The sequence below is a fragment of the Cellulomonas sp. Root137 genome (assembly GCF_001426725.1).
Taxonomy (GTDB): Bacteria; Actinomycetota; Actinomycetes; order Actinomycetales; family Cellulomonadaceae; genus Cellulomonas.
In genome coordinates this window covers 2,388,183-2,406,763 of record NZ_LMFG01000001.1, presented here as the reverse complement: position 1 = coordinate 2,406,763, position 18,581 = coordinate 2,388,183, and the positions used below count along the sequence as shown (strand labels likewise).

21 protein-coding genes are annotated in these 18,581 nt (G+C 72.7%); 4 read left to right on the top strand and 17 right to left on the bottom strand.

The annotated features are described in order from the left end of the window. Position 1: 1 nt before the first annotated feature. From ASD18_RS11360 to ASD18_RS11330, 7 genes are all read right to left on the bottom strand, one after another. Positions 2-577, bottom strand: a complete 576-nt coding sequence (locus ASD18_RS11360) for a hypothetical protein (RefSeq protein ID WP_056090743.1) — start codon at positions 575-577, stop codon at positions 2-4. Beyond that, entirely contained in the window at positions 574-1,056 is a 483-nt protein-coding gene (locus tag ASD18_RS11355) for a hypothetical protein (protein ID WP_056090742.1), read from the bottom strand. Before ASD18_RS11355 ends, ASD18_RS11360 begins: the two co-directional genes overlap by 4 nt. Positions 1,057-1,068: 12 nt before the next feature. Next, positions 1,069-2,136, bottom strand: coding sequence for a polyprenyl synthetase family protein (locus ASD18_RS11350; RefSeq protein ID WP_056090740.1), 1,068 nt, complete (start codon positions 2,134-2,136; stop codon positions 1,069-1,071). A 70-nt stretch (positions 2,137-2,206) separates the two neighbouring features. Beyond that, complete coding sequence (gene acnA / locus ASD18_RS11345; RefSeq protein WP_056090738.1) at positions 2,207-4,951, bottom strand: aconitate hydratase AcnA; 2,745 nt, start codon at positions 4,949-4,951, stop codon at positions 2,207-2,209. Positions 4,952-5,153: 202 nt separating this feature from the next. Continuing rightward, on the bottom strand, positions 5,154-5,327 hold the full coding sequence (locus ASD18_RS11340; protein ID WP_056090736.1) for a hypothetical protein: 174 nt from the start codon (positions 5,325-5,327) through the stop codon (positions 5,154-5,156). An 80-nt stretch (positions 5,328-5,407) separates the two neighbouring features. Further along, positions 5,408-6,676 carry a class I SAM-dependent RNA methyltransferase gene (locus tag ASD18_RS11335; protein WP_056090734.1) on the bottom strand — a complete coding sequence of 423 codons (1,269 nt, stop codon included), beginning with the start codon at positions 6,674-6,676 and terminating at the stop codon, positions 5,408-5,410. Then, complete coding sequence (locus tag ASD18_RS11330; RefSeq protein ID WP_056092106.1) at positions 6,666-8,669, bottom strand: APC family permease; 2,004 nt, start codon at positions 8,667-8,669, stop codon at positions 6,666-6,668. Before ASD18_RS11330 ends, ASD18_RS11335 begins: the two co-directional genes overlap by 11 nt. 88 nt (positions 8,670-8,757) lie before the next feature. Here ASD18_RS11330 and ASD18_RS11325 point away from each other — a divergent pair, with 88 nt between their 5' ends. Continuing rightward, entirely contained in the window at positions 8,758-9,408 is a 651-nt protein-coding gene (locus ASD18_RS11325; protein ID WP_056092103.1) for a TrkA family potassium uptake protein, read from the top strand. Continuing rightward, positions 9,405-10,079: a TrkA family potassium uptake protein gene (locus ASD18_RS11320; RefSeq protein ID WP_056090730.1), complete on the top strand. Its 675-nt coding sequence runs from the start codon at positions 9,405-9,407 to the stop codon at positions 10,077-10,079. The genes ASD18_RS11325 and ASD18_RS11320 overlap by 4 nt, the downstream gene beginning before the upstream one ends. Here the strand turns inward: ASD18_RS11320 and ASD18_RS11315 are convergent. The 4 genes from ASD18_RS11315 to dut all read right to left on the bottom strand — a co-directional run bounded on the left by ASD18_RS11315 (position 10,012) and on the right by dut (position 12,430). Continuing rightward, complete coding sequence (locus tag ASD18_RS11315) at positions 10,012-10,734, bottom strand: DUF3159 domain-containing protein (RefSeq protein WP_056090727.1); 723 nt, start codon at positions 10,732-10,734, stop codon at positions 10,012-10,014. The genes ASD18_RS11320 and ASD18_RS11315 overlap by 68 nt on opposite strands. A gap of 28 nt (positions 10,735-10,762) precedes the next feature. After that, on the bottom strand, positions 10,763-11,131 hold the full coding sequence (locus tag ASD18_RS11310) for an OB-fold nucleic acid binding domain-containing protein (protein WP_056090724.1): 369 nt from the start codon (positions 11,129-11,131) through the stop codon (positions 10,763-10,765). Next, positions 11,128-11,895: a DUF3710 domain-containing protein gene (locus ASD18_RS11305; RefSeq protein ID WP_056090722.1), complete on the bottom strand. Its 768-nt coding sequence runs from the start codon at positions 11,893-11,895 to the stop codon at positions 11,128-11,130. The genes ASD18_RS11310 and ASD18_RS11305 overlap by 4 nt, the downstream gene beginning before the upstream one ends. 64 nt (positions 11,896-11,959) lie before the next feature. Continuing rightward, positions 11,960-12,430, bottom strand: coding sequence for a dUTP diphosphatase (dut, locus tag ASD18_RS11300; protein ID WP_056090718.1), 471 nt, complete (start codon positions 12,428-12,430; stop codon positions 11,960-11,962). A gap of 38 nt (positions 12,431-12,468) precedes the next feature. Between dut and ASD18_RS11295 the strand changes: the two genes are divergently transcribed. Next, the gene (locus ASD18_RS11295; protein ID WP_056090715.1) at positions 12,469-12,948 is read left to right on the top strand and encodes a DUF3093 domain-containing protein; all 480 of its coding nucleotides are present in this window, start codon (positions 12,469-12,471) and stop codon (positions 12,946-12,948) included. Positions 12,949-13,014: 66 nt separating this feature from the next. On the opposite strand, the gene ASD18_RS11290 is transcribed toward ASD18_RS11295, so the two are convergent. From ASD18_RS11290 to ASD18_RS11280, 3 genes are all read right to left on the bottom strand, one after another. Further along, complete coding sequence (locus ASD18_RS11290; protein ID WP_056090713.1) at positions 13,015-13,314, bottom strand: DUF4193 domain-containing protein; 300 nt, start codon at positions 13,312-13,314, stop codon at positions 13,015-13,017. Positions 13,315-13,474: 160 nt separating this feature from the next. Continuing rightward, positions 13,475-14,317 carry an inositol monophosphatase family protein gene (locus ASD18_RS11285; protein ID WP_056090708.1) on the bottom strand — a complete coding sequence of 281 codons (843 nt, stop codon included), beginning with the start codon at positions 14,315-14,317 and terminating at the stop codon, positions 13,475-13,477. A 12-nt stretch (positions 14,318-14,329) separates the two neighbouring features. Next, positions 14,330-14,962 (bottom strand): trimeric intracellular cation channel family protein, encoded by a 633-nt coding sequence (locus tag ASD18_RS11280; RefSeq protein WP_235522328.1) that lies wholly within the window; start codon positions 14,960-14,962, stop codon positions 14,330-14,332. A gap of 117 nt (positions 14,963-15,079) precedes the next feature. On the opposite strand from ASD18_RS11280, the gene sepH reads away from it, so the two are divergent. Next, the gene (gene sepH, locus ASD18_RS11275) at positions 15,080-16,123 is read left to right on the top strand and encodes a septation protein SepH (protein WP_056090705.1); all 1,044 of its coding nucleotides are present in this window, start codon (positions 15,080-15,082) and stop codon (positions 16,121-16,123) included. A 33-nt stretch (positions 16,124-16,156) separates the two neighbouring features. Here sepH and ASD18_RS11270 read toward each other — a convergent pair whose 3' ends face one another. The 3 genes from ASD18_RS11270 to ASD18_RS11260 are packed head-to-tail and all read right to left on the bottom strand — an operon-like array spanning position 16,157 to position 18,578. Next, positions 16,157-16,816 carry a thymidine kinase gene (locus ASD18_RS11270; RefSeq protein WP_056090704.1) on the bottom strand — a complete coding sequence of 220 codons (660 nt, stop codon included), beginning with the start codon at positions 16,814-16,816 and terminating at the stop codon, positions 16,157-16,159. Next, a complete protein-coding gene (locus tag ASD18_RS11265; RefSeq protein ID WP_056090701.1) occupies positions 16,816-18,006 on the bottom strand; it encodes an alkaline phosphatase family protein in 1,191 nt (396 codons plus the stop codon). The genes ASD18_RS11270 and ASD18_RS11265 overlap by 1 nt, the downstream gene beginning before the upstream one ends. Then, on the bottom strand, positions 18,003-18,578 hold the full coding sequence (locus ASD18_RS11260) for a DUF5998 family protein (RefSeq protein ID WP_056090698.1): 576 nt from the start codon (positions 18,576-18,578) through the stop codon (positions 18,003-18,005). The genes ASD18_RS11265 and ASD18_RS11260 overlap by 4 nt, the downstream gene beginning before the upstream one ends. Positions 18,579-18,581 lie beyond the last annotated feature (3 nt).

Sequence of the window (18,581 nt, the reverse complement as noted above, 5' to 3'; positions counted from 1 at the left end):
GTCAGCGCAGGACGCCGCCGTCGACCCGCGCGGGTGCGGGGCGACCGGGCACCACGGTGGCCGTCGGCGGGCCGGAGCTGTCCGCGAGCGCCTGCACGAGGTCGACCGTGTCCGTGGCCAGCACCCACATCCCCACCATCAGGTCCAGCGGGTCGATGCGTGCGGGGTCGGCCGGCCGGTCCGCCCCCGTGGGCTCCGCGACCAGCGGCGGCAGCTCGAACGTCTCGGCGAGATCGTCCACCAGGAGCAGGGCGGCGTCGTTGCGCAGCTGGTCGAGGACCCGGCTGGGCGGCATGGTGGACAGCCACCGCTCGATGCCGAGCTGCTTCCAGAGCAGCGCCGCGTTCGTCGCCGGGCGGCCGTGCGCCAGCCCGTCCCGGAGCCTGCGGCCCTCGGTCGTCTCCGCCGCCTGCCGCCCGAGCGCCGCCACCCCGGCCGCCAGCGCTCCGACGACGTCGGCCCCGGAGACCAGCGAGAGCGCCGCCAGCCGGCCGGAGAGCGAGGCGACGAGCGCCGCCGTCGTCCGGCCCGCCCGGTCGGGCTCGTCGACCAGCCGGACCTGGGCGCGCGCCGTCATGCGACGACCTCCGTCACGGTGACCTCGAGGGGGACTCCCGCCGGGTGCAGTCCCCGCAGCGTCACCAGTCCGCGGTAGAGCCCGGGTGGCACGTCCCCCGGGACCCGGAGGCGGACCGTGACACGCGCCTGCTCGGCCGGGGCGAGGAGCCGGAAGGCCGGTCGCGCGTCGGCGTCGACGAACCACGTCGTGCCGTCGTCGCCGACGAGCGGGGTGAGCACCGCCGCGAGGGCCGTGTGCACCCGCTGCCGGTTCTCGACGTCCAGCGCGACCGAGGCACGGCCGCCCAGCGGCACCGTCACCGCCAGCGCGTCGGGGGCGTCCGGCCGCAGCACCGTGCCGGGGCTGTGCGGCTCGAACATCCCCTGCACCCGCCGCAGATACCGGAGCGTCTCGTCGACCATCCGACCCTGGAACTCGGTCTGCAGGCGCAGGATCTCGCTCAGTGCGTCGCCGGCTCCGTGCGGTGGCTCCGTCATCGACTCCCCCAGCTACAGCGTCCGGTCGATCACGTAGTGCAGCATCTCGCGCAGAAAGTGACGATAGTCCGCCGAGTCGTCGTCGCGGGAGGGGCCGAGCACGCGGGACTCGAGCTCGAGTGCCTTGCGCGAGTACCGCTGCGCGAGGGCACGCCCGTGGTCGATCGACCCGTCGCGCTCCATCGCGGCCGCGAGCCACGCCACCTCGTCGGCGTCCTTGTCCGGCCGTGGGACGGTCAGCAGGCGCAGCGCGCGCTCGCGGTCCGGGGTGGGGGCCGTCCGCAGGAAGTGCAGGAGCATGACCGTCCGCTTGCCCTCCCAGAGGTCGCCCGCGGACTCCTTGCCGTAGGCGCCCTCGTCGGCCACGAGGTTGAGCACGTCGTCCGTGATCTGGAACGCGACCCCGGCGTGGAACCCGAGGGCGACGAGCGCCAGGAGCTCCTCCTCGGTGGGCCGGCCCTCCCCCGGCGGGCTGCCGCAGATGACCCCGATGCGCAGCGGCGCGATCACCGTGTACCAGCAGGTCTTCTTGTAGACCATGCGCACGTAGTCGCGGTCCTGCAGGTCGAACGTGCCGGCCGCGATCCAGTCGAGCTCGATCGCCTGACCCTCCACCGACTCGCGGGCCATCCGCTCGAACTCCCGCAGCACCAGCAGCGCCTTGCGGACACCGACGGTCGACACGTTCTCCAGCAGCACGCCGACCGACAGGATGTTCGTCGCATCGCCCACGTTGATCGCCACGGGGACTCCCCGGTCCGCGAAGAGGGTCGCGCGGCCGCGGCGGAACGTGGAGGCGTCCTCGATGTCGTCGTGCACCAGGAACCCGTTGTGCAGGAGCTCCAGCGCCGTCGCCGAGCCCAGCGCCTGCTCGGTGCGGCCCCCCGCGGCGATGGCCGCGCTCAGGCAGATGGCGGGACGCAGGCCCTTGCCCTCCCGGAGCGGGTAGTCCGCGACGAGGTCGTACAGCGGCCCGTAACCGGTCGCCCGACGACGCGCGACCAGCTCGGCGATCTCCCCGCGCACGAGGTCACGCGCGTCGGCGAGGACGCGCGCGACCAGTCGTTCGTCGTGAGCCATGGGCCCGTCCTACCGCACGACGACGGCCCCCGACCACCGTGCGGTGGTCGGGGGCCGTCGGCCGGGCAGGTCAGGCCTTCACGAGCGAGCGCAGGACGTACTGCAGGATGCCGCCGTTGCGGTAGTAGTCCGCCTCGCCGGGGGTGTCGATCCGCAGCACCGCGTCGAACGCGACGACCGTGCCGTCGGTCTTGGTCGCGGTCACGGCGAGGGTGCGCGGTGTCGTGCCCTCGTTCAGCGCGGTGACACCCGTGATGTCGAACGTCTCCGTGCCGTCCAGGCCGAGCGAGTCGGCCGACTCGCCCTCCGGGAACTGCAGCGGCAGCACGCCCATCCCGATGAGGTTGGAGCGGTGGATCCGCTCGAAGCTCTCGGTGATGACCGCCTTGACGCCCAGCAGGCTGGTGCCCTTCGCGGCCCAGTCGCGCGACGAGCCGGAGCCGTACTCCTTGCCGCCGAGCACGACCAGCGGGATGCCCGCCGCCTGGTAGGCCTGCGCGGCGTCGTAGATCGACGACTGCTCACCGGTGAGCAGGTTCTGCGTGAACCCGCCCTCGACGCCCGGGACCAGCTGGTTGCGCAGCCGGATGTTGGCGAAGGTGCCGCGGATCATGACCTCGTGGTTCCCGCGGCGCGAGCCGTAGGAGTTGAAGTCGCGACGACCCACGCCGTGCTCGGCCAGGTACAGGCCCGCAGGGCTGTCGGCCTTGATCGAGCCGGCCGGGCTGATGTGGTCGGTGGTCACCGAGTCGCCCAGCTTTGCGAGCACGCGGGCACCGTGGAAGTCCACGACCGGCGCCGGGGCCGCCTGCATGCCGTCGAAGTACGGGGGCTTGCGCACGTAGGTGGACTCCTGGTCCCACTCGAACGTGTCGCCCTCGGGGGTCGGCAGCGAGCGCCACCGCTCGTCGCCGGTGAACACGTCGGCGTAGTCCTTGGTGAACATCGCGCGGTCGATCGAGGCGTCGATCGTGGACTGCACCTCGTCGGGCGTCGGCCAGATGTCCTTGAGGAAGATCGGCTGACCGGCCTCGTCGCGGCCCAGCGGGTCCGACTCGAAGTCGAAGTCCATGGTCCCGGCCAGCGCGTACGCGATGACCAGCGGCGGGGACGCCAGGTAGTTCATCTTGATGTCGGGGTTGATGCGCCCCTCGAAGTTCCGGTTGCCGGACAGCACGGCGGCCACCGCGAGGTCGTGCTCCTGCACCGTCTCCGAGACCTTCTCGTCGAGCGGGCCGGAGTTGCCGATGCACGTGGCGCAGCCGTAGCCGACCAGGTGGAAGCCCAGCTTCTCGAGGTAGGGCCACAGACCGGCCTTCTCGTAGTAGTTGGTCACCACCTGCGAGCCCGGCGCCATGGACGTCTTGACCCAGGGCTTGGCGACGAGGCCCTTCTCGACGGCCTTCTTGGCGACGAGGGCAGCCGCGATCATCACCGACGGGTTCGACGTGTTGGTGCAGCTGGTGATGGACGCGATCGCGACCGCACCGTGGAACAGGTCGAACGAGCGGCCCTGCGTGTCGGTGGTCGGGTACACGCGCATCGCCGACGACGTGATCGCGGGCGAGTCGGACGCGGGGAACGACTCGCGCTCGGCCTCGTCGACCCCGTTGGTGACCTCGGGTGCATACGTGGGCAGGTCGCGCTGGAACTGCTCCTTGGCCCGCGACAGCTCGATGCGGTCCTGCGGGCGCTTCGGGCCGGCGATCGACGGGACCACCGTGGACAGGTCGAGCTCGAGGTACTCGGAGAACACGGGCTGGACGTACCCGTCCGACGTCGGGTCCAGCCACATGCCCTGCTCCTTGGCGTACGCCTCGACGAGCGCGAGCTGCTCCTCGGAGCGCCCGGTCAGGCGCAGGTACTCGATCGTCACGGAGTCGATCGGGAAGATCGCCGCGGTCGAGCCGAACTCGGGGCTCATGTTGCCGATGGTGGCGCGGTTGGCCAGCGGCACGGCCGCGACGCCCTCGCCGTAGAACTCGACGAACTTGCCGACGACGCCGTGCTGGCGCAGCTTCTGCGTGATCGTGAGGACGATGTCGGTGGCGGTGACGCCCAGCGGGATCGTGCCCGTGAGCTTGAAGCCGACGACGCGCGGGATGAGCATCGACACGGGCTGCCCGAGCATGGCCGCCTCGGCCTCGATGCCGCCGACGCCCCAGCCGAGCACGCCCAGGCCGTTGACCATCGTGGTGTGCGAGTCGGTGCCGACGCAGGTGTCGGGGTAGGCCTTGCCGTCCCGCACCATCACGACGCGCGCCAGGTACTCGATGTTGACCTGGTGCACGATGCCGGTGCCGGGCGGGACGACCTTGAAGTCGTCGAACGCGGTCTGGCCCCAGCGCAGGAACTGGTAGCGCTCACGGTTGCGCTCGTACTCGAGCTCCACGTTGCGCTCGAACGCGTCGGCGCGGCCGGCCACGTCGATCTGCACGGAGTGGTCGATGACCAGCTCGGCGGGGGCCAGCGGGTTGATGCGGCTGGCGTCGCCGCCGAGCTCGACGACGGCCTCGCGCATGGTGGCCAGGTCGACGACGCAGGGCACGCCGGTGAAGTCCTGCATGATCACGCGGGCGGGCGTGAACTGGATCTCGGTGTCCGGCTGGGCGTCCGGGTCCCACTCGGCGAGCGCGCGCACGTGGTCGGCGGTGATGTTGGCGCCGTCCTCGGTGCGCAGGAGGTTCTCCGCGAGCACCTTGAGGCTGAACGGCAGGCGCTCCACCCCCGGCACGGCCGAGAGACGGAACACCTCGTACGAGGCGTCACCGACCTCGAGTGTTCCCTTCGAACCGAAGCTGTCGACGCTGCTCACGGGGGCTCCTTCGCTGGCGAGTCTGCCGGTGTTCCTGCCGGGGATGAAAGTCACCCGGACCGCTGGGCGGTGCGACCTCCCAGCCTAGGTGCGGCGGGGGTCGCGATTTATCTCGACATCAAGATACATGCTCGCGGGCCCCCGTGCACACGCGTCCACTGCGGCGTGGCGCGCGTGCACGGGGGCCCGGGTGGCGTGTGCCTCAGTGCTGCTGCGCGGCCCGCTCCGCGTCCACGGCGTCCTGCGCCTTGCGCTCCGCCTCGATCGCCCGCTCGTGCGAGCGCGGGTCGTACTCCGGCGTGCCCTGCTTGTGCAGCTCCTGCGTGACCAGCCGCTTCGCCTCCGCCAGCCGGCTGACCGCGTCCTTGTCGCTCACCGTGCCGCTCCCCTCTGCCGGGCCGCTCCGGTCCGGCTACGCGTTCCACGCTAGTCCGGAGGTCACTGACGTGCACCCAGTCAGCGCGTCAGGACGGCGACGGCCTCGAGGTGGTGCGTCATCGGGAACAGGTCGTACGCCTGCAGGTCCGCCAGCGCGTACCCGGCGTCGGCGAACAGGGCGATGTCCCGGGCCAGCGCGGCCGGGTCGCACGCGACGTAGACCACGCGCTCCGGGCGCAGCTCGGTGATCCCGGCGACGACCTTGCGGCCGGCCCCCGTCCGGGGCGGGTCCAGCACGACGGCGTCCGCGTGCACGACGTCGGAGTCCGAGTCCACCCGGCCGGTGAGCACCTGGGCGACGTCACCGGCGTGCAGCTCGACGTTCGAGCGGGCGTGCAGGTTGCGTCGCGCGTCCTTGACCGCACGGGCGTCGCCCTCGATCGAGATGACCTCGCCCGTCTCGCCGACCGCGTCCGACAGGGGTGCCGTGAACAGGCCGGACCCGGAGTAGAGGTCCAGGACCGCGGCGCCGTCGACGTCGCCGAGCCCAGCGAGCACGGCGCTGACCAGCAGGTCGGGTGCCTCGCGGTGGACCTGCCAGAAGCCCGCACCCGCCACGCGGAACTCGTACCCGACCTCGCCGTGCTGGACGTGCTCCTTGACGGCGGTGCGTGCGTTGGGGCGTCCGTCCATGCGTCCGCGGCCGAGGTCGAAGGGCGCGCCGTCGACGAGGACCAGCGGGGCGTCCCCGCTGGACGGGGCGATCGCCTCCACCCGCGCGCCACCGGTCCAGCGCCGGCCGAACAGGTCGAGGGCCGCGATCGCCTCGTTGGCCAGGGGCATCGAGTCGAGCAGGTGCACGTCGTGGGAGCGGAAGCCGTGCATGCCCGCCCGGCCCTCGGCGTCCGTCACCAGGTCGATCCGGGTGCGCCAGCCGAGGCCCCCGCGCTCCTCGTCGCCCGGCGCAGCCTGCACGGGGACGTCGAGGTCCAGCTTGGCCAGGCGGCGCAGCTGCTCGGCGAGGACCGCCGTCTTCCAGGCCCGCTGAGCCGGCAGGGAGACGTGGGCGAGCTCTCCCCCGCCCACCCCACCGGGACCGGCGGCCGGCCAGGCCGACTCGACGCGGTCAGGGGATGCCTCCAGCACCTCGACGGCGTCGGCGCGCCAGAACTTGGCGGTCTCCCCCGCGTCGGTCAGTCGTGCGCGGACCCGCTCGCCGGGCAGCGTGTGCCGGACGAAGATGACGCGCCCCTCGTGGCGGGCGACGCAGTGGCCGCCGTGCGCCACCGGGCCGATCTCGAGCTCGACGAGCCCGTCGATGCGGTCGGGTGCAGAGTCAGTAGCCACGCGGAACGGTACCCCGGACCGGCTCCTCGAGCCCCGTCTGCCCCTCGGTGGACGCCAGCTGCCACGGCACGGAGGCCACCACGACGCCCGGCGTGAACAACAGCCGGCCCTTCAGCCGCAGAGCGCTCTGGTTGTGCAAGAGGTGCTCCCACCAGTGCCCGACGACGTACTCGGGGATGTACACGACCACCAGGTCGCGCGGGCTGTCGCGTCGGATCGAGCGCACGTAGGTGAGGACCGGCCGGGTGATCTCACGGAACGGGGAGTCCAGCACGCGCAGCGGGACGGGGATGTTCATCGCCTCCCACTCCGCACGCAACATCTCGACGTCGTCCGCGTCGACGCCGACGGTCAACGCCTCGAGCACCTGGGGCCGCGAGGCGCGGGCATAGGCCAGCGCGCGCATCGTCGGGCGGTGCAGGTGCGAGACCAGCACGATCGCGTGCACCCGGCTGGGCAGCGCGCGAGACGCTTCGGCGTCGGTGCCGAGCGCCAGCTCCTTGCGCACCAGGGCGTAGTGCCGGTGGATCGACTGCATGAGCACGTAGACGACCGCCATCGCCAGGATCGCGATCCACGCGCCGTGCGTGAACTTGGTGATCAGCACGACGACGAGCACCGTCGCGGTCATCGCCAGGCCCACCGAGTTGATGATCCGCGAGCGCTTCATGCGCGTGCGGGCGGCGGGGTCGGGCTCCGTGCGCAGGTGCCGCGTCCAGTGCCGGACCATGCCCAGCTGGCTCACCGTGAACGACACGAAGACGCCGACGATGTACAGCTGGATCAGGCGGGTGACCTGCGCGTCGAAGGCCCAGATCAGCACGATCGCCGCCAGCGCCAGGGTGACGATGCCGTTGGAGAACGCCAGCCGGTCGCCCCGGGTGTGCAGCTGGCGGGGCAGGTAGCCGTCACGCGCCAGGATCGAGCCCAGCACCGGGAACCCGTTGAACGCGGTGTTCGCCGCGAAGAACAGGATCAGCCCGGTGACCACCGCGATGAGGACCGCCACGACCGGCACGCTCTGGAACACCGCGGCCGACAGCTGGCTGATCACGGGGTGCTGGTCGTAGCCCTCGCCCACGGGCACGCCATCGCGCAGCAGCTGGGTCGCGGGGTCGTCGGCGAAGATCACGCCGGTGGCACGGGAGAGCAGCAGGATCGACATGATCATGACGATCGAGAGGCTGCCCAGCAGCGCCAGGGTGGTCGCGGCGTTCTTGGACTTCGGCTTCTTGAACGCGGGGACGCCGTTGCTGATGGCCTCCACGCCCGTGAGGGCGGCGCAGCCGGAGGAGAAGGCGCGCAGGATGAGGAAGAAGCCGGCGAGGCCGGTGAGCCCCTGGTCGAACGCCGCGTCGGGCGCGAGCTCGAACCCGGAGCTCTCCGCCATCGCCAGGTTGCCGGTGAGCAGCTGGACCGATCCCACGACCGCCAGAGCGCCGATCGCGAGCATGAACATGTAGACCGGGATGGCGAACAGGCTCCCGGACTCCTTGACGCCGCGCAGGTTGGCCACCGTCAGCAGCACGACGAGCCCGACCGCGAACGCCGCCTCGTGCCCCCGCAGCGCGGGGAGGGCGGTCGCCGCGTACTGCGCGGCCGACGAGATGGACACCGCGACGGTCAGCACGTAGTCGACGAGCAGCGCGCTCGCGACGGTGACGCCGGCGTTCTTGCCCAGGTTGGTCGTCGCGACCTCGTAGTCACCGCCCCCGGACGGGTAGGCGTGCACGTTCTGCCGGTAGGAGGCGACGACGACGATCATCACCGCGACGACCGCCAGACCGACCCATGGCGAGACCACGAGCGCGGTCATCCCCGCGAGCGAGAGCGTCAGCAGGATCTCGTCGGGCGCGTAGGCCACCGACGAGAGCGCGTCCGACGCGAAGACCGGCAGCGCGATGCGCTTCGGCAGGAGCGTGTGGCCGAGCCTGTCGCTGCGGACGGGACGTCCGAGCAACAGGCGTTTGGCGGCATCCGAGAGGTCCGACACGATCCGCAATGCTAGGCCCGCGCGGGCCGACCCACACCACCCGCACGCCGCGCACGGTATAGCGTGCCCCACTGTGCACTTCGTGATCATGGGATGCGGCCGGGTGGGCGCGACGCTCGCCAAGAGCCTCGAGGACAACGGCCACTCGGTGTCCGTCATCGACCAGAACCCCGAGGCCTTCCGGCGCCTCGACCCGGAGTTCGGCGGCAACAAGGTCACCGGGCTCGGTTTCGACCGGGACACGCTGACGCAGGCGGGGATCGAGGACGCCTTCGCGTTCGCCGCCGTGTCCGACGGGGACAACTCGAACATCCTCGCCGCGCGCGTGGTGCGCGAGACGTTCGGCGTCGAGAACGTCGTCGCCCGCATCTACGACCCGCACCGCGCCGAGATCTACCAGCGGCTCGGCATCCCGACCGTCGCGACCGTGCGCTGGACCGCCCACCAGGTGCTCCGACGGCTGCTGCCCATGGGCGCCACGGACGAGTTCCGCGACTCCTCGGGCCAGATCCAGCTCTCGCAGGTGGACGTCCACGCGGGCTGGGTGGGCAAGCCTCTGCGCGTGCTGGAGGAGGCCACCGGGGCCCGGATCGCGTACGTCACGCGTTACGGCGACGGCCTGCTGCCGACGCCGACCACCGTCCTGCAGGAGAACGACACCGTGCACGTGCTCATGCGGGCGGACGCCTCCGCCCTCGTCGAACGCATCCTCACCAGCGCCCCGGCGGTGACCGCGTGAGGGTCGTCATCGCGGGTGCCGGCTCCGTCGGCCGCTCCATCGCGCGCGAGCTCCTCGGCCACGGGCACGAGGTCACCCTCGTCGACCGTCAGCCGTCCGCCATGCGCGTCTCGCAGGTCGCGGACGCCGAGTGGCTGCTCGCCGACGCGTGCGAGCTCCCGACCCTGCGGCAGGTCAAGGCCGACGAGTGCGACGTGGTCGTGGCCGCGACCGGCGACGACAAGGCGAACCTCGTCATCTCGCTGCTGGCCAAGACCGAGTTCGGGGTCCCGCGCACGGTCGCCCGCGTGAACAACCCCAAGAACGAGTGGATGTTCGACGAGGCCTGGGGCGTCGACGTGGCCGTGTCCACGCCGCGGATCATGACCGCGATGGTGGAGGAGGCCGTCACGGTCGGCGACCTGGTGCGCATCTTCACGTTCCACCAGTCGCGCGCGGACATCCTCGAGCTCACGCTCCCGGACGACTCCCCGCTGGCCGGCGTGCGCGTGGGTCAGATCCAGTGGCCGGCCGACACGGTGCTCGCGTGCATCGTGCGGGACGCGCGACCGATCGCCCCGAGCCCCGACGACACGCTCGAGGGCCGGGACGAGCTGCTGTTCGTCACCGCTCGGGAAGCGGACGAGGCTGAGCTGGAAGCGCTGCTGACCCACGGACCAGCGACCAGCTGAGCCAGAGGGTCAGCGCGGTCAGGGGCAGCCCCATGGCCAGCTTGGCGGTGCCGAGCCACGCGACCTGGTCCGCCAGGTACAGGGGCACCTGGACCGCGAGCCGGACGGCGAACATCGCGACCCACGGCCACGTGGCGAGCGCGTAGCGGCGACGCAGCACCGGATCGGCACGCCACGCCACCGCGGCACCCCACGAGCCGTTGCTCGACAGCGGCCCCTCGGCCCGGAACAGACCCATGACGAGACCGACCAGCGGCCAGCCGGCGAGGATCGAGACCAGCGTCGCGACGAGGTACGCGACGTTGACCCAGAGCCCGTAGGCGAAGTAGTCCGAGGCGTCGCCGGAGCGCCACGCCCAGATCACGCCGATGCCGACGCCGACGAGCCCGGAGAAGGCCTGCGTGACGGGCGTGCGCTGCACCAGCCGCACCACCACCGCGACGACGGCCGCGCCCGCCGCGGCGATCAGCGCCGGCGTGAGCCGCTGGCCCGACGCGAGGTACACCACGACGAAGAGCAGCCCGGGGGCCACGGACTCGACGACCCCGCGCACTCCCCCGACCGCGTCGGCGGCCGAGAACTGCTCGGCCGTGAGCGCGCGCATCCCGCGCAGGCCACCCTCCTCGGGCGGCACGACGTCGTCGATCGCGTCCATCCCCTTCAGGGGATCGGCCGCCTGGTGGTCACTCACCGGGACGCGGCCGCAGCTCGTAGCGCGGGTTGAACACGGTGCGACGACCGTCGATCAGGCACACGAGCCCCTCGATCTTCAGCCGCCGGCCGGGCGTGACACCCGAGATCTCGCGGCGGCCGAGCCAGACGAGGTCGAGGGACCCGCTCCCGTCGTACAGCTCCGCCTCCAGGGCGGGGACTCCCTCGCGCGGCCGCAGCGTGACGGACCGGATGACGCCCGAGACGCTCGCGCGCGACCTGTCGCGCAGCTGCTCGACGGGCGTGCACCCGACCGAGCGGTGGGCGTCGGCGCGCTCCTCGTCGGCCTCGATCTCGGCCTGGGACGCGACCGCCTTCTTCAGGCGCTCCTTGAGGCTCATCGGATCTCCGTGATCTCGGGACCTCGGGTCATCGGGTCGAAGTCGGGCGCCGCCGGCTGGTCCTGGTCCGTGACCGGCTCGGCGGACTGCAGGTTCGGCGTGCCCGGACCGGGCAGCCGCAGGGTCAGCAGGTCGCGCGGCGGCCGGGCGTCCTGGCCGCGGACCACGACGATCCCGGCGAAGAGCTGCTCCAGGGCGGTGGCTGCGGCCGGGTCCACCGCGGCACGACCGGTGATCACGCCGCGCACGAACCAGCGCGGACCGTCGGCGCCGACGAAGCGAGCAGGCCGGTGCCCCGTGCGGCCCTCCGGCGTCCGGATGGGCAGCCGGGCCAGCAGCTCGCGGCCGAACGGACCCGGCAGGTCGTCGGCCGAGCCGCCCTGCTGCGTCACGGACTCGGCGATCTCGGCGCGGATCTCGTCCCAGATGCCCTCGGTGCGCGGCGCGGCGAACGCCTGCACCTGCAGCGACGACCCGTCGAGGAGGATCGACGCCGCGGAGACGACGTCCGTCGCCTTGTCGATCTCCATGCGCAGCTCCATGCCCTGGACGCCGGGCAGGAGGATCGCGCCGAGGTCGACGCGCGGGAGGTCGTCGTCCACCTGCGAGGCGTCCCAGGGGCCGCCGGTGCGCTGGACGGGGGCGGACACCGTCGGGACGGCGTCGTCGTCGGGCTCGTCGTCCACGACGGGCGACTCCTCGACCTCGGTCTCGACCGCGTCGTCTGGGGCGGAATCCTTGCCACCACGCCGGAACAGCGCCACGTGCTCACTCCTCTTCGACGCGCTCGCGCGCATCAGTTGCTGACAGATCGACAGTAGTCCCGACCTAGGCGGTCGGCGCAGCCTTCCAGCCGCCGCTGGACCCGAAGCCGCCGTCCCCGCGGTGCGAGCCGGGCAGCCGCTCGGCCTCCACGAAGCGCACCCGCTCGACCCGCTGCACGACCAGCTGCGCGATCCGGTCACCCCGGTGCAGCTCCAGCGGGTGCTCGACGTCCGTGTTCAGCAGGGTGACCGCGATCTCGCCGCGGTAGCCCGCGTCGACGGTCCCGGGAGCGTTGACGATGGTGAGCCCGTGGCGCATGGCCAGGCCGGACCGCGGGTGCACGAACGCCGCGAAGCCGTCCGGCAGCGCGATGGCCACACCCGTCGGCACCGTCACGCGTCCCTGCGGCGGGATGACCACGTCGATCCGGGAGACCAGGTCCGCGCCGGCGTCGCCGGGGTGCGCGTAGGCGGGTGCGGGGAGGTCGGGGTCGAGGCGCAGGAGGAGCACCTCGGTGCTGGGGTCGGCCGTCACGGGGCCCGACCCTACCCGCCGGATGGGATGCTGGGTGCATGTCCGACGCGCCCCGTGGCACCCCGCTGTCCTCGTCCCGGGCGGCTGCGCCCACGTACGTCGAGAGGCTCTGGCTCGGTCCGCTCGGGTGGGTCCTCCTCGTGGCGTTCGCCGCCATGGTGTTCGTGGCGTTCGTCCCCGTCGACCTGCGCGTCGCCGGAGCCGTGGGCGTCGCGGTCCTGGCGGCGGGTGCAGCCGTGCTCGCCGGCGCGGCGCCGCGGGTCGAGGTGCGGGACGGGACGTTCCGCGCGGGCGGCGCGCACATCCCGGTGGCGGTGCTCGGTCCGGCTGTCCCGCTGGACGCCGCCGCGGCGAGGTCCGAGCTGGGCCCCCGCCTGGATGCTCGCGCGCACCTGTGCCTGCGCGGGTGGATCCACACCGCGGTGCGGGTCGAGGTGCGCGACCCGCAGGACCCGACCCCGTACTGGATCGTCTCCACCCGCCGTCCGGCGGAGCTGGCCGCCGCGCTGAACGACTGAGGGCCGGTCGCCCGGAGCTCCGGGCGACCGGCCCTCAGGTCGGTCGAAAGACGTGGGCGGAGGCGATCAGGCCGCGCACTCCGAGCAGACGGGTCGTCCGTCGCGCTCGTAGGCGAGCTGGCTGCGGTGGTGCACCAGGAAGCAGCTCGAGCACGTGAACTCGTCCGCCTGCCGGGGCAGCACGCGTACCGAGAGCTCTTCGCCGGAGAGGTCCGCGCCCGGGAGCTCGAACCCTTCGGCCGCTTCGGTCTCGTCCTCGTCCACCACGCCCGAGTTCTTGTCGGAGCGCCGGGCCTGGAGCTCCTGGAGCGAGTCCTCGCTCAGGTCCTCCTCGGTCTTGCGCGGGGCGTCGTAGTCGGTAGCCATGTGTGGCGTCACACTCCGTGTCTGGATGGAATCTCGTACGCGGGATCAATGCACGCGACGTGCTTTTTGTTCCCGCGCGCGGTGGGATTCTGCACCACTTTCGAGCGATGAGCGAACCGGACGCGTGACCGATTTCGTGGCGCGCCCCGTGGGAGCGTTTTCAGATGTCCGAGTCGGCTCCGAGCTCCTCGAGGAACGCCCGCAGCTCCTCGAAGGCCCCCGGTACGCCCGCGACCGTCATCGCCTCCTGCGCCTGCCCACCCCGCAGACCTGTGACCTGCGCACCTGCCTCCTGGGCGATCAAGGCGCCCGCGGCGACATCCCACGGCTGCAGCCCTCGCTCGTAGTACAGGTCGAGGCCGCCGGCGGCCAGGGCGCACAGATCCAACGATGCACAACCCGCGCGACGAATATCACGTACCCGCGGCAACAGTTCTGCCACGATTCGGCCCTGCGAGCGTCGCCTCGAGGCGACGTATCCGAAGCCGGTGCCCACCAACGAGTCGATCAGCGGGCGCGGCGGGTTCACCCGCAGCGCGTGGCCGTCGAGGGTCGCTCCGAGGCCCAGGCCGGCCGTGTACGACCGTCCGTCCTCCGGGGAGAACACGCAGCCGGCGAGGGCGGTCCACGTGGCGGGTTCGGGCGCGACCGTCGGGTCCGGTCCGCGCACCGCCGCGACCGAGACCGCGTAGGGCGAGTGCCCGTAGAGATAGTTGACGGTGCCGTCGATCGGGTCCACCACCCAGGTGATGCCTGACGTGCCGGGGTGGAAGGCCTCCTCCTCACCGAGGACCGCGTCGTGCGGACGCAGCTCGGCGAGCCGGCGGCGCAGCAACGCCTCCGACGCCAGGTCCATCGCCGTCACCACGTCCTGGGCGCTGGACTTCGTGGCGGACACGGTGACGTCCCGGCGACCGTCCCGGACCAGGGCACCGGCCTCCCGGGCGATCACCTCGGCGACGTCGACGAGCTCACGGACCTGGTCAGGGGTGTCGGGGTTCACCCGGCCATCCTCTCAGCGCACGGTCCCCCGCCACGGCCCGGGCGCCTTCAGCTGGAACCGCAGTGCACCCACCCGCAGCGCGAACACCGCGATCACGACCGTCACGCTGGTCGCGGTGGTGACGGCCTCCTGCCACCACAGCACAGCGGTCGCGGTGGACCCGAGCAGAGCGGGGATCGCGTAGAGCTGGCGGTGGTGCAGCACGACCGGGACCTCGCCCGACAGGAGGTCGCGCAGCACCCCGCCGCCGACGCCGGTCATGACGCCGACCACCACGGCCGCCGTGAGCGTCGTGCCGTACTCGAGCCCCTTGATCGTCCCGACGACGCTGAACAGGGCGAGCGCCCCTGCGTCGAGCACCACGATGAAGCGGCGGGCGCGCTCGAGCCGGGGGTGGAAGAAGTAGATGACGGTCGCACCGACGACGGCGGTCATGATGAACCGCCAGTTGGAGATGCCGACCGGCGGCACAGCGCCGATGAGGACGTCGCGCAGGATGCCGCCGCCGAGGCCGGCCGCCCAGGCGAGCACCATGATGCCGAACACGTCGAACTGCTTGCGGACCGCGGCGAGCGCACCCGACATCGCGCCGACGAAGACCCCGATCAGCTCGAGGATGGGCTCGAAGGGGATGTCCGTGTCCACGCGGCAGATCATCGCAGCGTCGGCCCCGTGCGGCACGATCCCGCGCCGCACCGACCCGGGTGCGCGCCGTGGGGCCGGATCGGTGGCAGGCTCGTGCCCGAGGTACCGGGAGGTCGCATGGGTGAGCTGGAGCTGGTGGGTCTGCACGAGGACGGGGAGCACCTCGTCCTGGTGGCCCCGGACGGCGCACGCTTCCGCGTGCGCATCGACGAACCGCTGCGCGCCGCCGTGCGACGCGACCGACCGCAGCTCGAGCAGCTGCGCGCGGAGAGCGCCGGGACGCTGAGCCCGCGGGAGATCCAGGCGCGGATCCGCGCCGGTGCGACGACGCAGGAGGTCGCGGACTCCGCCGGACTGCCCGTGGAGCGCGTCCGTCGGTACGAGGGACCGGTACTCGCCGAGCGGGAGCACATCGCCGAGCAGGCCCGCGGCACCCGTGTGGGCCGGGAGGCCGGCGCGCCGACCCTCGGCGACCTGGTGACGGACCGGCTCGCCGCACGGGGTGTGGAGCTGGCCTCGCTCGCGTGGGACGCCGCCCGTGAGTCGTCCGGGCCGTGGGTCGTCCTCGCCCGGTTCGCCGTGGACGAGACCGAGCACGAGGCCCGCTGGACCTTCGACCCGGCGAAGCGCACGGTCGTCGCCGACGAGGACGAGGCACGCTGGCTGTCCGAGACCGAGCTCCCGGACGAGCCGGTGTCACGGCGCCACCTCGCGGCCGTGCGCGACGTGGTGTTCGACTTCCAGGGCGACGGTGCCACCCTGCGCGGGACGCACGACGCGCCCGAGCCGGTCGAGCCCGAACCCGTCCCGGACCCGCAGGAGCAGACCGCCTCGCTCCTGGACGACCTGCGCAGCCGTCGCGGCGTGCGCCAGGCGGTGGAGCTCGGCGACGAGGACGACCCGGAGGAGTTCGAGGGCTTCGGGCCTCAGCACGCGTTCGACTTCGGCCGGCTGGACGCCTCCGTGCCCGGTGCTCACCCGGTCGATGCCGACGCCGCCGCCGAGGCGCAGGTCTACCCGGCGCCCGTCGCGGTCCCCGAGCCGGTCACCACGCCCGCGGCCGCTGCCGAGCACGACGAGAGTGAGCGCCCGCGGTCCCGCCGCGGCCGCGCCAAGGTGCCCAGCTGGGACGAGATCGTCTTCGGAGCGAAACCAGAGTGACCCGCGGTCGGTGACCGGCGAGCGCTGAGCCCGTCAGATGCTGAGCTCGTCCACCGACGTGAGCGTCTGCGGGCTGGGCGAGGAGGCCCGGGCGGCAGCAGCAGTCATGCGCCGCATGTGGTGCCGCCGGCACAGGACCTCGTAGCCGACCTCGTCGGCACCGGCCTCGACGTCGCCGACCACCACCTGCGCGCCCTCGACCACCATGGTCCCGCCGATGGTGCGGGCGTTGTGCGTGGCGCGCGCGCCGCACCAGCACAGCGCGCGGACCTGCAGGATCTCGACGCGGTCGGCCAGCTCGACCAGCCGGGCGGCGCCGGGGAACAGGCGCGCGCGGAAGTCGGTGGAGATCCCGAACACGTAGACGTCGACGCCGAGCTCGTCGACCACCCGGGCCAGCTGCTCCACCTGCGCGGCGGTGTAGAACTGCGCCTCGTCACCGATCAGGTAGTCGACCGGCCGCCCGTGCGTGCGTCGCGCGATCACGTCCGACCAGAAGTCCGTCGAGTCGTCCACCTCGTGCGCGCGCTGGGTCAGGCCGAGCCGCGAGGAGATGGTCGCCGTGCCCGCACGGTCCTGCCGCGTGAACAGCACCCCGTCGCGTCCGCGCGCCGCGTGGTTGTGGTGCATCTGGAGCGCGAGCGTCGACTTGCCGCTGTCCATCGTGCCGGAGAAGAACACCAGCTCGGCCATCAGGCGACCACCAGGCACGGGACGAGCATCTCGAGGCGGGTCAGGGAGCCGTGCACCCCGACGATGTCGAGCGAGGCGGGCGTCTGGGTGCGCGAGTCGACGACGGTGGCGCGTCCGGTCATGGCCACGACCACGTCCCCGATCACCGGCAGCACGTGTGCGGAGATCTCTCCGAACCAGTCGTCGTCCGCGGCCTCGGTGCGCGTCGCCACGACCGCCGCGTCCCCGAGCACGTCGCGCCACCGGTCCGCCACCGTGGAGGCGTCGACGCCGGGCTCGAGGTGCAGGTGCAGCGCGCGCGGCTCCCCCGCCACCAGCGCGACACCGTCGCCCAGCACGGGGTGAGTCGCCGCGTCCCAGCGGAGCGTGCGGTCGACGTCGACCATCCCGTGGTCGGCCGTGATGACCAGCACCGTGTCGCGGGGCAGCGACCGGGCGAGCCGGCCGAGCTCGGCGTCGAGCTCGGCGAGCGCGTCGCCCCACTGCCAGGACCCCCAGCCGTGGCGGTGCCCCGCCTTGTCGACGTCGCCCCAGTACAGGTAGGCGACGCCCGGCCGGCGGAGCGCGTCGAGCGTGGCGTCGACCCGCGCAGCGAGCGACTCGGCCGACGTGTAGGCGGGGCCGCGCAGCGCGGCCTCGGTGAGCCCGGAGCCTGCGAACCGCGCCGGTCCGATGCTCGTCACGCTGGTGCCGGCGGCGACGAGCCGCTCGAACACCGTCGTCTCGCGCTGCCACTCGCGGGCGGGCGGCAGACCGGTCCAGCTGACGAGGTTGCCCAGCTCGCCGGTGGCGGGGTCGCGGACCGTGTACCCGAGCATCCCGGTGCGGCCCGGAGGCAGCGCCACCCCGAACGTGCCCATCGCGGTCGCGGTCGTCGAGGGGAACGTGCTGGTCAGGGGCGAGGAGTCGGCGAGACGCCGACGCAGGAACGGCGCGTGCCCCGCGCGCTCCGCGAGGTTGGCGTGCCCGAGCCCGTCGACGAGCACCACGCAGACGCGCGACGCGTCGGGCAGCCCGAGGGTCTTCTGCGAGAGGTCCGCGTCCGGCACGTCCAGCACGCCGATCGCGCCGGCGACGGCCGGGAGCACGCGCCCGAGGCACGGGAACAGCGACGCGGGGGCGACCAGGTCCGCCGCGTCGAGCGCGTCCTGGAGCCGTGACGGCGTCGCCGGTGCCTCGAGGTCGGTCATCGGGCGCGTGCGCTCGCCGCCGAGAGCTGCCGCGCGAAGGCCGTGGCGGCGCGCACGGAGTCGAGCCCCTCCGCCGCGGCGCTCACACGGACCACGACGTCGTCGGGCGCGAGCGTGCCGGTGAGGCCATGGTCGGCGTCGCAGTTCGGGTCCCCGCAGGTCGCCGGCTCGAGGTCGACCCGGGAGACCGCGCCCCAGCCGATCACCAGCGTCAGCTCCTGCGCGAGCTGCCCGCGCTCGTGCTTCTCCGGGAGGGGCACCACGTGGGTGAGCGCGACCGACGTGAGCTCGGCCAGCGGCACGGCCTCGGTGGTCGCCGAGGCGGACGCCGACGGGTGCTCGGAGTCGGCCGGGTGGTCGTCGACGTGCGCGACCACGAGACGGGTCGGGGTCAGCACCAGCACGGTGACGTGGCGGCGGACCTCGGCGGCGTCGAACGTCGTCTCGGGGTGGACCAGGTGGGCCACGACCTCCTCGTCGGCGAGGGCCACGTCGAGCACGTCGACGACGAGCTCCGGGTAGTAGCCGGCACGGTGGAGATCATGGTGCAGGGCGGGAGCAGCGGCAGGCACCCG

Excerpts from the sequence above, each read along its gene's own strand:
- ASD18_RS11350 (WP_056090740.1), bottom strand. The coding sequence starts at position 2,136 with ATGGCTCACGACGAACGACTGGTCGCGCGCGTCCTCGCCGACGCGCGT.
- ASD18_RS11290 (WP_056090713.1), bottom strand. The coding sequence starts at position 13,314 with ATGGCTACCGACTACGACGCCCCGCGCAAGACCGAGGAGGACCTGAGC.
- ASD18_RS11355 (WP_056090742.1), bottom strand. The coding sequence starts at position 1,056 with ATGACGGAGCCACCGCACGGAGCCGGCGACGCACTGAGCGAGATCCTG.
- ASD18_RS11315 (WP_056090727.1), bottom strand. The coding sequence starts at position 10,734 with ATGGACGCGATCGACGACGTCGTGCCGCCCGAGGAGGGTGGCCTGCGC.
- ASD18_RS11310 (WP_056090724.1), bottom strand. The coding sequence starts at position 11,131 with ATGAGCCTCAAGGAGCGCCTGAAGAAGGCGGTCGCGTCCCAGGCCGAG.
- ASD18_RS11360 (WP_056090743.1), bottom strand. The coding sequence starts at position 577 with ATGACGGCGCGCGCCCAGGTCCGGCTGGTCGACGAGCCCGACCGGGCG.
- ASD18_RS11325 (WP_056092103.1), top strand. The coding sequence starts at position 8,758 with ATGGGATGCGGCCGGGTGGGCGCGACGCTCGCCAAGAGCCTCGAGGAC.
- ASD18_RS11295 (WP_056090715.1), top strand. The coding sequence starts at position 12,469 with ATGTCCGACGCGCCCCGTGGCACCCCGCTGTCCTCGTCCCGGGCGGCT.
- sepH (WP_056090705.1), top strand. The coding sequence starts at position 15,080 with ATGGGTGAGCTGGAGCTGGTGGGTCTGCACGAGGACGGGGAGCACCTC.
- ASD18_RS11270 (WP_056090704.1), bottom strand. The coding sequence starts at position 16,816 with ATGGCCGAGCTGGTGTTCTTCTCCGGCACGATGGACAGCGGCAAGTCG.
- ASD18_RS11265 (WP_056090701.1), bottom strand. The coding sequence starts at position 18,006 with ATGACCGACCTCGAGGCACCGGCGACGCCGTCACGGCTCCAGGACGCG.